Here is a 14,826-nt window from a genome sequence, read left to right as displayed (position 1 = left end):
GCTCTAGGAGAGGTCGCCATGCCCGGGCTTGTCCCGGGCATCCACGTTCTTCATGCTCGGAGCCGACGCGTGGATGGGCGGTACGAGCCAGGCCATGACGCGTTTGGAAGCGCTGGCACCTACGCCGCGTAAATCGCCCGAAGCTTCTTCGTATCGAGCAGCGCCAGCACGCCATCGGCCGAAACAGGCCGGCTGATGAGATACCCCTGCACCTCGTCGCAACTGATCTGGCGCAGATATTCGAGCTGGTCGGCGGTCTCGACTCCCTCCGCCACCACGCCGATGTCGAGGTCGCGTGCCAGCGAAATCACCGACTTCACGATCGCGGCGCAGTCCGGCTGCACCAGCATGTCGCGGATGAAGGACTGGTCGATCTTGATGCGGCTGAACGGCAGCTTGCGCAGGTATGTCAGCGACGAGAAGCCGGTGCCGAAGTCGTCGAGCGCCACGGTGACTCCGAGCTCCAGCAATGCGTTCAGGACCGTCGCGGCCGAGCCGTATTTCGACAGCAGCATCGATTCCGTGATCTCGATCTCGAGCCGATGTGGGGCAATCTTGGCGTCGGCGAGCGCCTGCACGATGATCTGAAGAATGCCTGTATTGTGGAACTGCGCCGCGGAGAAGTTCACGGCGACCCTGATCTCTTCCGGCCATTGCGCCACGGTGGCGCAGGCGCGGCGGATCACCCATTCGCCGATCGCGTGGATCAGCCCGGTCTCTTCCGCGATTGATATGAATTCACTCGGCGGCACCAGCCCGCGCGAAGGATGCCGCCAGCGCAACAGCGCCTCGAAGCCGGTGATCCGGTTGTCGCGGATATCGAGGAAAGGCTGGAACACCAGGAACAGCTCGTTTCGCGCGATCGCGCCTTCGAGGTCCGACTGCAGCGCCTTGCGGTCGCGAGATAGCCTGTCGTCCGCTTGTTCGAAGAAGCAGACCGTGCCCGGCCCCGCCTTCTTGGCACGGTAGAGCGCCGCATCGGCGTTCTTCATGACGTCGAGCGCCGTGTTGCCGTCGCGAGGGGCCAGCACGATGCCGACGCTGGTCGCGCCGATGATCTGGCGGTCTTCGATCTGGAACGGTTCGTCGAACGCCGCGACGAAGCGCTCGGCGATTTCGAGCGCATCCTCGGGCCGCGCCAGATTGGCCATCACCAGTGCGAACTCATCGCCGCCGATGCGCGCTATGTGCTCGGCCGTGCGGGTGCAGCGCTGCAGGCGGCCTGCGACCTGCACCAGGAAGTCATCGCCGGCGGGATGGCCGAACTTGTCGTTGACCTCCTTGAAGCGATCGAGATCGAGCAGCAGCACCGCGAACTCCTCGCCGGAAAGGGCCAGTCGCTTCAGCGCGGCATCGAGCGTCTCGTTGAAAGCGAAGCGATTGGGCAGCTGCGTCAGCGAGTCCTGGCGCACCGTGCGCTCCGCCTCGATCTGCCGTATCACGCGCCGCGCGAACGAGAACGAATTGACGAACACGTTGCGCAGCAGCACGCTGCCATAGACCACGACGAGGAAGGCGATCAGCAGGAAGGCCAGGTCGCCGTTCCTGCTGAGGCAGATCGCGATGCCGAGGAAGATGGGCGCCGTGAACGCGATGGCCGCGATCGGGATCGTGGCGAAGGCCAGTGCGCCTCCGGCCAGCATGCCCGAGCACAGGCAGGTGATGACGAGCTGTCCGCCGGTCGAGGCGCCGGCGAAGAACGCGACGGGGACGATGCCCCAGGCGGAGCCAAGGATGAAGGCATTGCGCACCAGCCGGTGCATGGCGCGGCGCGAGACGAATTGCGGCTTGGTAATGCGGCGCGCGGCGTAGGATTGCAGGCAAAATCCGATCGCGGCGGCGGCGACCGCGACCGCCCAGATCAGGGCGAACATCCGGTCCGGCGACTGCCACAGCGCGATGGCGAGTACGATGGCGTTGCAGGCATTGGCGAGCATGATGCCGACCGAATAGCCGAGCACCAGCGACATCTGTTCGGCGCGGATATGGCCGGCCATCGCCTCGTCGGTTGCGGGACCGCCAAAGGCCGACAGATCGCCGGCGAACAACCGTGCGACATAGTTGGTCGTTTGAGTCCGCATCCCAGAGCCTAGCAGCAGGGCCGTTCGTCCAGCTCGATCCGGAGAATTCGCTACAAACCTTTGACGAACTATGAATTTTCCACGCTAGCCAGCTTGGCTGCGACCACTCCTGCGTGTTCAAAGCAAGATATCGATAACAAATCGATACAAATGCGACGCCTTGCGTTACGGATGTAACGGAAGGAGCATGTTAGCGACCAGTTCCGCTGTCATGTCCCCGGGCTGAACATCAAGCCGGGCGATGACAGCAGTGCTCGGGGCTTCACCGCCCCAGCTGCTTCGGGTCGTAATAGAACCGTTCCTCGATCAGCTCATCGCCCCGCCAGGCCTGCCACGCGATCTCGTCCAGCGTTCGGACGACGCCTTCGGCATTGGTGAAGCTGAAAACCCAGCGCGTGGCGACGTGGTCGCCCTCGATCAGGCTCGGGCCGACGCGGACGGCCTTAACCTCCTTGAAAGCGGCCAGCACGCCGCGCTCCTTTGCCGCCAGCTTGTCGCGCCCCATCGTCGGCTCGGCGTTGTTCTCGTAGGTGGCAGCATCGGGCGCATAGAATTGCTCGATCGCGCCGACGAAGTCCCTCCAGCAGTTTCGCAAAGGCTTCGACGATGTCACGGCTCGGCATGACGACCTCACGATTAAAACCGACTGATAGTCGGTAAATACCGACCGATGGTCGAAAAGTCAACTGGCCGTCCGCGCTGAATTCGACTAGAGGGGGGAGTGAGTTTGAATCGATGCGAGCCAAGAACTCGGAACATTTCTCCCCGTCGGGGAGAGGTGGACGCAAGACGAGAGCCATGGCGAAACAGGCGGAGCGGCGGGCGGCGACGACGGAAGCGATCCTGACGGCGGCGCGCCGCTTGTTCGGCACGCAAGGCTTTGCCGCCACTACCATGGACGAGATCGCCGAAGGCGCCTCCGTCGCCAAGGGCGCGGTCTATCATCACTTCAAGACCAAGGAGGCGGTGTTCGAAGCCGTGTTCGATCAGGTCTCGCGCGACCTCGTTGCCGAGATCGACCGCACGGCGCGGGCAGAGAAGGACGTGCTCGCCGCGATGGTCGCCGGCACCCAGCATTACTTTGCCGCGACCGCCAAGGGCCCGACCGGCCAGATCATCCTGCGCGACGGTCCCGCCGTGCTCGGCTGGGAACGCTGGCGCGAGATCGACGCGCAGCACTTCGGCGGCAAGATGCCGCGTGCGCTTTCCGCAGCGATGGAGGCCGGCCTGATCGCGCGGCAGCCGGTCGAGCCCTTAGCGCGGCTGCTGCTCGGCGCCGTGACGGAGGCCGCGGTCGCCTGCGCCGGCCGTGCCGATATCGCAAGGGCAGGCGCGGAATATGCCCGTGCGTTCAAGTCGCTGGTCGAGGCACTGCGCGTGCGCGCATGATTGTGTTAATGCGGAGCGAGTGATGTGGATGGTGTTGACGCCGCACTCGGTCACCTCTCCCGTAGGGAGAGGTCGGATAGCGTCGTAGATGCGATCCGGGTGAAGGGGTACGGTCTCACTTGCCATTGCGGCTCCTCACCCGGATTGCTACGGACGATGCTGCGCATTGCCGTGCGCAATCCGACCTCTCTCCGCTGGGAGAGGTGAAGTGACGAACTGGAAACGCCATACCGACAAAAAGAACAGTAGCGCATGAACGCAAATTCCTCTCTCGCACTCAACGATCCCGAATTCGATTACGTCATCGTCGGCGCCGGCTCTGCCGGCTGCGTGCTGGCCAATAGGCTCTCTGCGAACGGCAAGCACAGCGTGCTGCTGCTCGAGGCCGGCCCGAAGGACTCCAACATCTGGATCCACGTCCCGCTCGGCTACGGCAAGCTGTTCAAGGAGAAGAGCGTCAACTGGATGTACCAGACCGAGCCGGAGCCCGAGTTGAAGGGCCGCCAGGTGTTCCAGCCTCGCGGCAAGACACTGGGCGGCTCGAGCTCGATCAACGGCCTGCTCTATGTCCGTGGTCAGCACGAGGACTATGACCGCTGGCGCCAGCTCGGCAACACGGGATGGGGGTATGACGACGTGCTGCCCTATTTCAAGAAGGCCGAGGACCAATCGCGCGGCGCCGATCACTATCACGGCACGGGCGGACCGCTGCCGGTCTCCAACATGATCGTGACCGATCCGCTGTCGAAGGCTTTCATCGATGCTGCCGTCGAGACCGGTCTGCCCTACAACCCTGATTTCAACGGCGCGACGCAGGAAGGCGTCGGCCTGTTCCAGACCACGACGCGCAACGGTCGCCGCGCCTCCACGGCGGTGGCCTATCTCGGCCCTGCCAAGGCCCGCGGCAACCTCAAGATCGAGACGGGCGCGCTCGCCCAGCGCATCCTGTTCGAGGGACGCCGCGCCGTCGGTGTCGAGTACCGCCAAGGCGCTGCCTTGCGCCGCGCACGGGCGCGCAAGGAGGTCGTGCTGTCGAGCGGGGCCTACAACTCGCCGCAACTGCTCCAGCTCTCCGGCGTCGGCCCTGGCGATCTCCTGCGCAAGCACGGCATCGAGGTGGTGCTGGACGCACCGGGCGTCGGTCACGACCTTCAGGACCACATGCAAGTCCGCATCGTGATGCGCTGCTCGCAGAAGATCACGCTCAACGACACCATCAACCATCCGCTTCGTCGCACCATGGCCGGCGCGCGCTATGCGCTGTTCCGCAAGGGCTGGCTGACGATCGCGGCGGGCACGGCCGGAGCCTTCTTCAAGACCAGTCCGCGGCTGGCTTCGCCAGACATCCAGGTGCACTTCCTGCCGTTCTCGACCGACAAGATGGGCGAGAAGCTGCATGATTTCTCCGGCTTCACCGCCTCGGTGTGCCAGCTACGTCCCGAAAGCCGCGGCTCCCTGCGCATCAAGAGCGCGGACCCGACCGTGCCGCCGGAGATCCGCATCAACTACATGTCGACCGAGACCGATCGAACCACCAACGTGGAGGGTCTGAAAATCCTGCGCAAGATCCTGAACGCGCCGGCGCTGAAGCCGTTCGTGGTCAGCGAGTACGATCCCGGGCCAAAGGTATCCACGGATGCCGAGCTGCTCGATTTCTGCCGTGAGCGCGGCAGCACCATCTACCATCCGACCTCGACCTGTCGTATGGGCAATGACGCGCTTGCCGTGGTCGATCAGCGGCTGAAGGTGAGGGGGCTCGACGGCCTTCGTGTCGTCGACGGCTCGATCATGCCGGACCTCGTGTCGGGGAACACCAACGCGCCGATCATCATGATCGCTGAAAAGGCCTCCGACATGTTATTAGAGGAGGCGCGTTGATTTGCGGCTAGAAAGGACAGCGGCTTGGCTACGCGACTGAAGATCGGCACCCGTAAGAGCGCCATGGCGCTGGCACAGACGGACGAGATCGCGCGCCGCCTGACCGCCGCCGTGCCGGGTCTCGACGTCGAGATCGTCAAGTTCGACACCACGGGCGATCTGGACCAGACCAGCAAGCTGCTGCCACATGGCGGCAAGGGCGGCGCTTTCGTGGCGCAGATCCGCGCCGCCGTGCTCTCGGGCGAATTGCAGGCGGCGATGCATTCGCTGAAGGACATGCCGGGCAACGAGGACACGCCCGGCCTCGTCATCGGCGCCACGCTGTCGCGCGATCCGCCGAGCGACGCGCTGGTGCTGCGCGATGGCGTAACGCTGGAGGCGCTGCGTCAGTCGCGCGGCAAGGGTTTTAAGATCGGCACCAACGCCGTGCGCCGGGCGGCTTATGCACGGCGGTTGTTCCCGGAGGTGGAAGTGATCCATTTCCGTGGCGCCGCCGACACCCGCGTGCGAAAACTCGACAACGGCGAGAAGCAGCGCCTGCCGGATGGCGGTGCGGTGGGGCCGGCAGATGCGCTGATCATGGCGCGTTCGGGCCTCGATCGCGTCGGTCTGTCGAGCCGCATTGCGCACGAATTCACCGCGGCGGAGATGCTGCCGGCGGCGGGGCAGGGCATCGTCGCGGTCGAATGCGCGGCGCGGGACTGGCAGACGCGACAAATTCTGTCATCGATCGACGATCCCTTGGCCCACGCCTCAGCCGATGCCGAGCGCGAGGTGCTGTGGGTGCTCAACGGTCATTGCAATTCGCCGGTGGCGGGCTTCTCGACCATATCAGGCGATCAGATGTCGCTCACCGCCTCGGTGCTCGACCTCTCCGGCAACACCATCATCGAAGCTTCGTGCACGGGCCCGGCCAATCGCCCGCGCGAGCTCGGCCGTGCGGTAGGGCTCGATCTGCTGGTGAAGGGTGCGGCGGAGATCATCGAGCGCAGCCGCCCGCGCTGACGCGCTTTCCGCGACCGCCGTCGTCATTGCGAGCGCAGCGAAGTAATCCAGACTGCTACCCGCGGAAAGATTCTGGATTTGCTTCGCTGAGCCCGTCATCGGGCCGCGCTTCGCGTGGACCCGCTGGCTCGCAATGACTGGTGTGATGAGGAGCCGTCGTCTAACCCGCTGCACCAAGAGCCGGTTGGCACGCTGGCCTTTCTCGAAGCGGGGCAGCGGCGCGATGATGCCATACTGCTCCTGTTTTGCCCGACGAGTCAAACCTCGGCGCGATCTGGTGCGATGACGTCTCATCTGATTTCAGCGCGCGCTAAGTCATTGATCGGGCGTGGTCTCTCTACTGTGCATGGGGTTGTTTTCGCACTTTTTTGTTTGCGCCTCCCGAGAGGCGGAAAGATCATCCCCGCACCCGCTTGATCATCTGCTCGACATGAGCGATCGGCGTCTCCGGCTGGATGCCATGGCCGAGATTGAAGATCAGCCGCCCTTGCGCAAAATTGGCCAGCACGTCGTCGACCGCGCGGTCGAGCGCGGCGCCGCCTGCGATCAGCACCAGCGGATCGAGATTGCCCTGCACCGCGACCTTGCTCTGCACGCGCTCGCGGATGAAGGCCGGCTCCGCGGTCCAGTCGATGCTGACGCCGTTGACGCCGGTTGCCTCGACGTAAGCGGGCAGCAGCGCGCCGGCCCCGCGCGGAAAGCCGATGATCTTCGCATCCGGCACCTTCGCACGCACGCCCGCCACGATGCGCCGCGTCGGTTCGCTCGACCAGCGCGCGAACTCGGTTGGCGGCAACACGCCGGCCCAGGTGTCGAAGATCTGTAACGCGTCGGCACCGGCGGCGAGCTGCGCCAGCAGATATTCGATCGAGCTGTCGACCAGCACGTCGATGATTTTGGAGAATGCCTCGGGATGCCGGTACGCCATCATCCGGGCCGGCGCCTGGTCCGGCGTGCCGTGGCCGGCGACCATGTAGGTCGCCACCGTCCACGGCGCCCCGCAGAAGCCGATCAGCGCGGTCCTGGGATCTAGCGCGTCGCGCACGATCTTCAGTGCGTCGAACACCGGTTGAAGCTTGCCGAGATCAGCGCGCCGCGCCAGCGTCGCGACCTTTGCCGGATCGTCGAGCGGCTCGAGCCGCGGGCCCTCGCCGACCTCGAACCGCACCGAGCGTCCGAGCGCATAGGGGATCACCAAAATGTCGGAGAAGATGATCGCCGCGTCGAAGCCGAATCTGCGGACCGGTTGCAGCGTGACCTCGGCGGCAAGCTCTGGATTGAAGCAGAGATCGAGGAAGCCGCCGGCCTTGGCGCGCACCTCGCGATATTCCGGCAAGTAGCGCCCGGCCTGACGCATCATCCATGTCGGCGGGACGGTCTGGCGCTGGCCGGAGAGCACGTCGATGAAAGGCTTTTTTGCAGACTGGGGCACGAACTGTCCTGATGCAGATTTGAGGTTCCTGATACACCGCCAAAGGCCCGAGCGGAACAGGGGAACCGAGGCAAATGCGCCGCGTTGACCGGCGAATGGAGGAGGATCTCATGGCTCAGACATTCAATCCCGCCCCGCACGACAAGCACGCCGAAGATCTGCGCGAGGCCCTCGCTGCCGATCGCAATGCCAAGCTCGACGCCGGGCTGAAGGATACGTTCCCGGCTTCAGATCCCGTAAGCGCCGCACAGCCGACGCCTTCGAAGGCCGATGCGGATGCCGAGCATTCCTCATTCTGGGACAAGGTTAAGGCCATCTTCAGCTAGCAGCATCGCGCGCCGGACTCCGATAGGCGTGCTAATGTCTTGTTAGCGATGCCTGGATCATTGCGTCCGTAAGACTACTGGAAACGGGGGAGTCGCCGCGTATTCCGGTACTGATTTCAGACTTCAATAACACCAGCGGCAGAGTCTCCCGTCGATCGGAGAACCCTGCCGCATGAGCGCTGTTACCCAACGAGCCGGATGGAGCCGTCTGCCGCTGCGCGCGGCGGCTTTCGTCGTGCTGACCTGCACGACCATCCTCGGCGTCAGCGGTTGGCGCGAATGGGCGGCACGCGACGCGGTCCTCAAGGCCGCCGAGGCGGAGATGGCGAACGTCGCCCGTTCGCTGACACAGCATGCCGAGGACAGCCTCGATCTCCTGGACTCCGGCGTCGTCGGCGTGGTCAGCCGGTTGGAGATGGATGGCACTGGACCGGCCACGATCGCCAAGCTCGGCAACCTCCTCGAAGCGCGCAAGAAGGCGATCGCGCGCATCCACAGCCTCGCCATCATCGACGATCAGGGCAACTCGCTGACCTCGCCCGGTACGATCGGCTCGACCTTCAGCGACGATGCGTTCTTCCGATATCACCAGCTCTCGCCGAAGCGCGAGGCCTATGTCGGCCGTCCCGTGAAGAGCCTCCTGGACGGCGAGTGGGTCATCACCCTGTCGCGCCGCTTCAACAAGCAGGACGGCAGCTTCGGCGGCGTGGTGCTCGCGACCACCAGCTCCGGTTATCTCTCGCATTTCTACGAGCAGTTCGAGATCGGCCGCAACAGCGCTGTGGCGCTGATGCACGGCGACGGCCTGATCATCGCGCGCAATCCCAGCAACGAGACATTCGTCTGACGCAGCGTCTCCGACAAGCCGTTGTTCCGCGAGCCGGATCTGCAACGGCCCAAGGGTGCCTATCATTTCAAGTCGTCGCTGGACGGTGCCGAGCGCGTCAGCTTCTTCAATCGCAGCAGCCGCTTCCCGCTCCTGCTGCTCGCCACCGTTGACAAGGACGAGTTGCTCGCGCCCTGGCGCGCCGCGGCAATCTCCCGCATGCTCTACGTGCTCGCGCTGGTCATGCTGATCGCGGTCATCGGCGGCGTGCTGGTGCGGCAGTTGCAGCGGGGCCAGCGCATGGCCGTCGCGCTGGCCGAGAAGGAGGCGCATTTCCGCCTGCTCGCCGAAGGCTCCAGCGACATGGTGACGCGCATCGGGCTCGACGAGCGGCTGCGCTACGTCTCGCCCTCCTCGGTCCGCATCGTCGGCTGGCGTCCCGATCAGTTGATCGGCACGCCGGCTCTTGCAGGCATCAATCCGGAGGATCTGCCGGAGGTCCAGGCGATCGTCGACGCCATGAAGCGTGGCGAGAAGGAGGAGGCGCGTCTCACCTATCGCAACTCGCACCGGCAGAACGGCGAAATCTGGCTGGAATCGACCATGCAGGTCACACGCAAGGACAATGGCCGCATCGACGGCGTGGTCGCGATCTCCCGCGACGTCACCGAGCATAAGAAGCTGGAAACCAGGCTCGAGACCCTTGCGATCGAGGACAGCCTCACCGGCCTCGCCAATCGCCGCCGCTTCGACGAGCGGCTGAAGGAGGAATGGGCCCGCGCCTATCGCGACCGCTCCAGCCTTGCTTTGCTGATGATCGATGTGGACCACTTCAAGGCCTACAACGATGAATACGGCCATCCCGCCGGCGATGCCTGCCTGCGCCGGATCGCAAAAATCATCGCGGCCGAAACGCAGCGCGCCGGCGATCTGGCGGCGCGCTATGGCGGCGAGGAATTCGCCGTGCTGCTGCCGAACATCGACGCCGCCAGCTGCGCAGGGGTCGGCGAGCGGATCCGCAGCGCGATTCACGAGGCCGGCCTCGTTCATCGCACCAATCTGGCGGCCGGATGCGTCACCGCCTCGATCGGCGGCGCGACCTGCCGGCCGGTGCTGGAGCGCACGGCGGGGGTGGCCTCGCTGGTCGAAGCTGCCGACCGGGCGCTCTACGCCGCCAAGGACGCAGGCCGCGACCGCCTGGTGATGTCGGGTGAGGTGGCCAGCGTGATGCTCAAGGCGTCTGGTCAATAAGCCGCCCTGAGTCCCGGACGCGACGCTGCGTGCCCATGGCACGAGATCTCAATAATGCGGTGGACGCTCGTTGGCAGGTCCCGGCGCGTTTGCCTCGGCCTCCTGGAGCCGCTCATTGAGCTGAGCGATCTGCCGCGTCAACGCGTCGATCTGCTTCCACTGTGCGGTGATGGTCTGGTTCAACGTCTCGATCGTGTCGTCCTGGTATGCGAGGCGCGTCTCCAGCACGTCGATGCGCTCGCTCAGCGTCTTGATCTCATTCGTCACGGCCGTGCCCCAATTCCTGTTCGCGCAGGCCCCGTTCGCGCAAGCCGTGGCCGAGCGCCAAGCGCTCGTCGAACACGAAGCACTCGCCGCGCCAGCGGCTCTCCGTCTCCGGCACCTCCTCGAGATATTTGAGGATGCCGCCCTTGAGGTGATAGACCTCGGCAAAACCGCGGGCGAGCAGATGCGCGCTCGCCTTCTCGCAGCGGATGCCGCCGGTGCAGAACATCGCGATCCTGCGGTGCCGCGCCGGATCGAGGCTGGCTGCGGCAAAATCCTTGAACTGGCCAAAGCTCTTGATGCCGGGGTCGACCGCGCCCTCGAATGTCCCCATGGCCACCTCGAAGGCGTTGCGGGTGTCGAGCAGCAGCGTGTCGGGCGTCGCAATCAGCGCGTTCCACTCGGCGGCATCGACATAGGTGCCCACTTGGCGGGCCGGGTCGGCAGTCTCGTCGCCGAGCGTGACGATCTCCTTCTTGAGCCGCACCTTGAGGCGCCCGAACGGCATCGCTTCCGCAGTCGAGAATTTCAATTCGAGATTGTCGAGCCGGCCGCCGAACATGTTGCCGTGTGCGAGCTCGCTGGCGAAGGCGTCGATCGCCTCCGGCGCACCGGCGACCGTGCCGTTGATGCCCTCCTGCGCCAGCAACACGCTGCCCTTCAGATGAAGGCCAGCGCAGAACGCGCGCAGCGGCTCGCGCAGCTCGCGGTAATCGGGGAGGGCGACGAATTGATAGAAGGCCGCGACCCTGGTTGTCGAATTCCGATCAGACATGGCGGCTCGTTTAGCAGGCGGCGGCCCTCCGGAAAACCCGCACGGCGGTTTGCCTCGAAAATCCATACGCCCAGCGGATGGCAGCCATTTGCCTGGTATGCCAGCATTGCCCCGCCGGGCGGGAATGTGTCATGTAGACGCGGTTTTCGAGATGGCGCGCACCCGCGCCGACGGCCAAGAGAGCAAGACATTCGATGAGAAACTTTCATTTCCCCGGCAGGTCCACGGTCCATGCCACCAACGCGATGGTGGCGACCTCGCATCCGCAGGCGTCGCTCGCCGCGATCGAGGTGCTCCGTGAGGGCGGCACGGCGGTGGACGCGGCTGTCGCGGGCTCGGCCCTGCTCGGCGTGATCGAGCCGCAATCGACTGGCATCGGCGGCGACTGCTTTGCGCTGATCCAGCCGCGCGGCGAGGGCAAGATCGTCGCCTATAACGGCTCCGGCCGCGCGCCCAAGGCGGCGAATGCCGACTGGTATCTCGAGCGCAAGATCAACTCCGTGCCGCTGACCTCGGCGCATGCGGTCTCGATCCCCGGTGTGATCGACGCCTTCGCGACCGTGCTGCGCGACCACGGCAAGTTCGGTTTCGACCGCCTGCTCCAGCCCGCGATCAAGGCGGCCGAGGAGGGCTATGTCGTCGCGCCCCGCATCGCCTTCGACTGGAAGAACCAGTTCGAGAAGCTGAAGAACGGCACCAACACCGTGCGCTACCTGCTGCCCGGCGGCAAGCCGCCGGTGGCCGGCGACATCATCCGCCAGGTCGAACTCGGCAAGACGCTGCGCGCGATCGCCAAGAACGGCCGCGACGCCTTCTACAAGGGTGAGATCGCGGAGGATATGGTCGAGACGCTGCGCGGCATCGGCGGCCTGCACACGCTCGACGATTTCGCCGCGCACACGACCGAAGTGACCACGCCGATCGGCACCATGTACAAGGGCTACGACGTCTGGCAGTGCCCGCCGAACGGCCCGGGCGTCACCGCGCTCTTGATGCTCAACATCCTGTCGCGCTTCGACCTGAGCAAGTACGCGGCCGTCAGCGTCGAGCGCTTCCATCTCGAGGCGGAAGCCGCGCGCATCGCCTACATGAACCGCGAGATGCACGTCGCTTCTCCCGAGCACATGAAGATCAATGTCGCCGAGATGCTCGAGAAGGGCTTTGCCAACGAGTACATCAGCAAGATCCGCATGGACGGCATGCTCGACCTGCCGAACGTCGCGCCGCCGATGAACCCCTCGACCATCTACATCACGGTGGTGGACAAGGACCGCAACGTCTGCTCGTTCATCAACTCGGTCGCGCATTCCTTCGGCTCGGCGATCGTCTCGAACAAGACCGGCGTCTTGTTCCAGAACCGCGCCGGCGGTTTCCGCATCCAGCCCGGTCATCCCAACTGCATCGAAGGTGGCAAGCGCCCGCTGCACACGATCATGCCGGGCCTGCTCACCAAGGGTGGCCGTTCCACCATGTCCTTCGCAGTGATGGGCGGCCAGTACCAGCCGACCGGCCAGACTCATCTGCTGACCAACATGCTCGATTACGGCTGCGACGTGCAGGAGGCGATCGACATGCCGCGCGGCCTGCACTACGAGGGCCAGTACCAGCTCGAGGAAAGCGTGCCGGCTGCGATTGTCGAAGGTTTGAAGAAGCTCGGCCACAAGACCACCAGCGTTGTCGGCCCGCTCGGCGGCGCCCAGGCGATCTGGATCGACTGGGACAAGGGCACGCTCACCGGCGGCTCCGATCCGCGCAAGGACGGCTGCGCGCTCGGCTATTGAGCCCGCGCGGGGTTCCGCGCGCGAGATCAGGACGCGCGATCAGGAAAAGTTGACGAGGGGCGGCGCGGCATTTGCAGCGCCGCCTCTTCTCGTTCGGAACTGCACTCATTGCTCCAAGTTATGCGGCGATGAGCGGTGCAGGCGTGCGCTGCTTTTCTCGATAGCGGCGGAGGCCGGCCCATGTCCGACAAATCAAGTTCCCGACCATCTGGATTCGATCGGCGCGCCTTCATGGCCGGGGCCGCCGGAAGTGTGCTGGTTCCGATGACGGCGCGCGCGGCCGCGCAGGATGCAAATGCGCCCGTTGCGCAGGATCCGTCGCTTCCCGTTGAGGTCACGCTGCGGGTGAACGGCGAGGACAAGCACCTGAGCCTCGACGCACGCACCACGGTGCTCGATGCGCTGCGTGAACATCTCAAGCTCACCGGCAGCAAGAAGGGTTGCGACCACGGCCAGTGCGGCGCGTGCACGGTGCTGATCGATGATCGCCGGGTGGTATCGTGCCTGACGCTGGCGGTCGCCGCCGAAGGGCAGGAGATCACGACGATCGAGGGCCTCGCCACCGACGACCGTCTGCATCCGATGCAGCAGGCCTTCATCGACAACGACGCATTCCAGTGCGGCTACTGCACGCCTGGCCAGATCATGTCCGCCGTGGCCTGCGTGAAGGAGGGGCATGCGGGAAACGAGGCCGACATCCGCGAATATATGAGCGGCAATATCTGCCGCTGCGCCGCCTACCCCAATATCGTCGCCGCCGTGAAGCAGGCCGCGCCCGAGATCATGAAAGGCTAGGCGCATGCGACCGTTCTTGTATCAGAGAGCATCAGACTCGAATATGGCCGTGCAGGCGCTCGGCGCCGCAGCGGCCGCCAACAATCCATTGACGAAAGCGATGGCGCAACCGCTTGCCGGCGGCACCACACTGATCGATTTGATGAAGCTCGATGTGATGCGGCCCGCCACGATCGTCGATATCAATCCGCTGGCGCGCGCCTGGTCGGCGATCGAGCCAGGCAGTGATGGCTTGCGGCTCGGCGCGCTCGCAAAGATGTCCGACGTGGCCGCCCACGCCGAGATTCAGCGCAGCTATCCGGTGATCGCGGATTCGCTGAAGCTCGCCGCCAGCGCCCAGCTGCGCAACATGGCGACGCTCGGCGGCAATGTGATGCAGCGGACGCGTTGCAATTACTTCCGCGATGTTTCCTATGAAAACTGCAACAAGCGCAATCCCGGGTCTGGCTGCGCCGCAATGGACGGCGTCAATCGCATGCATGCGGTGCTCGGTACCTCCGATCAGTGCATCGCGACCTATCCTGGTGATTTTGCCCAGGCGCTGATCGCGCTGGATGCTACGGTCGAGATCACGGGCAAGGCCGGTACGCGCACGATGCCCTTTGCCCAGTTGCACAAGGCCCCCGGCGACACGCCTGAGATTGAGACCACGCTTCAGCCTGGCGAGCTGATCTCGGCGTTCTCCATTTCCGGACGCTGGCCGCGCTCGGTGTATCTCAAGGCGCGCGACCGACAATCTTACGAATTCGCACTCTCATCGGCCGCGATCGCGCTCGATGTGCAGGACGGCACGATCAGGGACGCGCGCGTCGCGCTCGGCGGCGTCGCCACCGTGCCGTGGCGGGCGCGCGAGGCGGAGGCGCTATTGAAGGGGCAGAAGTTCGATGAAGCGCTGGGACAGCGCATCGCCGAGGCCGCCTTTGCGGACGCCCGCGGCCGTCGGCACAACAGCTTCAAGATCGCGCTCGGCAAGCGTGTGGTGGCTCGTGCGCTTCAGCAGGCCGTAACGATGGAGATCTGACC

The 14,826-nt window shown here is 65.0% G+C and carries 11 protein-coding genes and 2 pseudogenes; 8 read left to right on the top strand and 5 right to left on the bottom strand.

The annotated features are described in order from the left end of the window. Positions 1 to 119: 119 nt before the first annotated feature. On the bottom strand, positions 120 to 2,081 hold the full coding sequence (locus tag BRAD3257_RS30165; RefSeq protein WP_122404908.1) for a putative bifunctional diguanylate cyclase/phosphodiesterase: 1,962 nt from the start codon (positions 2,079 to 2,081) through the stop codon (positions 120 to 122). Positions 2,082 to 2,343: 262 nt separating this feature from the next. Continuing rightward, a pseudogene (locus tag BRAD3257_RS30160) lies at positions 2,344 to 2,704 on the bottom strand (nuclear transport factor 2 family protein). 175 nt (positions 2,705 to 2,879) lie between these two features. Between BRAD3257_RS30160 and BRAD3257_RS30155 the strand changes: the two are divergent. The 3 genes from BRAD3257_RS30155 (at position 2,880) to hemC (ending at position 6,353) form a co-directional block, all read left to right on the top strand. After that, on the top strand, positions 2,880 to 3,470 hold the full coding sequence (locus BRAD3257_RS30155; protein ID WP_122404907.1) for a TetR/AcrR family transcriptional regulator: 591 nt from the start codon (positions 2,880 to 2,882) through the stop codon (positions 3,468 to 3,470). A 252-nt stretch (positions 3,471 to 3,722) separates the two neighbouring features. Continuing rightward, the gene (locus BRAD3257_RS30150; protein ID WP_122404906.1) at positions 3,723 to 5,348 is read left to right on the top strand and encodes a GMC family oxidoreductase; all 1,626 of its coding nucleotides are present in this window, start codon (positions 3,723 to 3,725) and stop codon (positions 5,346 to 5,348) included. Positions 5,349 to 5,372: 24 nt separating this feature from the next. Further along, a complete protein-coding gene (gene hemC / locus BRAD3257_RS30145; RefSeq protein ID WP_122404905.1) occupies positions 5,373 to 6,353 on the top strand; it encodes a hydroxymethylbilane synthase in 981 nt (326 codons plus the stop codon). Positions 6,354 to 6,750: 397 nt separating this feature from the next. Here the strand turns inward: hemC and hemE are convergent, their stop codons facing one another. Next, positions 6,751 to 7,785, bottom strand: coding sequence for a uroporphyrinogen decarboxylase (gene hemE / locus BRAD3257_RS30140; protein WP_122404904.1), 1,035 nt, complete (start codon positions 7,783 to 7,785; stop codon positions 6,751 to 6,753). A gap of 110 nt (positions 7,786 to 7,895) precedes the next feature. Between hemE and BRAD3257_RS30135 the strand changes: the two genes are divergently transcribed. Further along, a complete protein-coding gene (locus BRAD3257_RS30135; protein ID WP_122406831.1) occupies positions 7,896 to 8,111 on the top strand; it encodes a hypothetical protein in 216 nt (71 codons plus the stop codon). Between the two features lie 172 nt (positions 8,112 to 8,283). Then, a pseudogene (locus tag BRAD3257_RS30130) lies at positions 8,284 to 10,188 on the top strand (diguanylate cyclase). 48 nt (positions 10,189 to 10,236) lie between these two features. Here BRAD3257_RS30130 and BRAD3257_RS30125 read toward each other — a convergent pair. Next, positions 10,237 to 10,455, bottom strand: coding sequence for a SlyX family protein (locus tag BRAD3257_RS30125; RefSeq protein WP_122404903.1), 219 nt, complete (start codon positions 10,453 to 10,455; stop codon positions 10,237 to 10,239). After that, entirely contained in the window at positions 10,445 to 11,227 is a 783-nt protein-coding gene (trhO, locus tag BRAD3257_RS30120) for an oxygen-dependent tRNA uridine(34) hydroxylase TrhO (protein WP_122404902.1), read from the bottom strand. The genes BRAD3257_RS30125 and trhO overlap by 11 nt, the downstream gene beginning before the upstream one ends. 194 nt (positions 11,228 to 11,421) lie before the next feature. On the opposite strand from trhO, the gene ggt reads away from it, so the two are divergent. The 3 genes from ggt to BRAD3257_RS30105 all read left to right on the top strand — a co-directional run bounded on the left by ggt (position 11,422) and on the right by BRAD3257_RS30105 (position 14,824). Next, complete coding sequence (gene ggt / locus BRAD3257_RS30115) at positions 11,422 to 13,008, top strand: gamma-glutamyltransferase (RefSeq protein WP_122404901.1); 1,587 nt, start codon at positions 11,422 to 11,424, stop codon at positions 13,006 to 13,008. 180 nt (positions 13,009 to 13,188) lie between these two features. Beyond that, a complete protein-coding gene (locus BRAD3257_RS30110; RefSeq protein WP_122404900.1) occupies positions 13,189 to 13,803 on the top strand; it encodes a (2Fe-2S)-binding protein in 615 nt (204 codons plus the stop codon). A gap of 4 nt (positions 13,804 to 13,807) precedes the next feature. Beyond that, entirely contained in the window at positions 13,808 to 14,824 is a 1,017-nt protein-coding gene (locus tag BRAD3257_RS30105) for an FAD binding domain-containing protein (RefSeq protein WP_122404899.1), read from the top strand. Positions 14,825 to 14,826 lie beyond the last annotated feature (2 nt).

The organism is Bradyrhizobium vignae, from assembly GCF_900324035.1.
In the GTDB taxonomy this organism is placed as follows: Bacteria; Pseudomonadota; Alphaproteobacteria; order Rhizobiales; family Xanthobacteraceae; genus Bradyrhizobium; species Bradyrhizobium vignae.
Note: the sequence above shows the minus strand (reverse complement) of the source record. Positions and strands in the feature narration are given on the sequence as shown.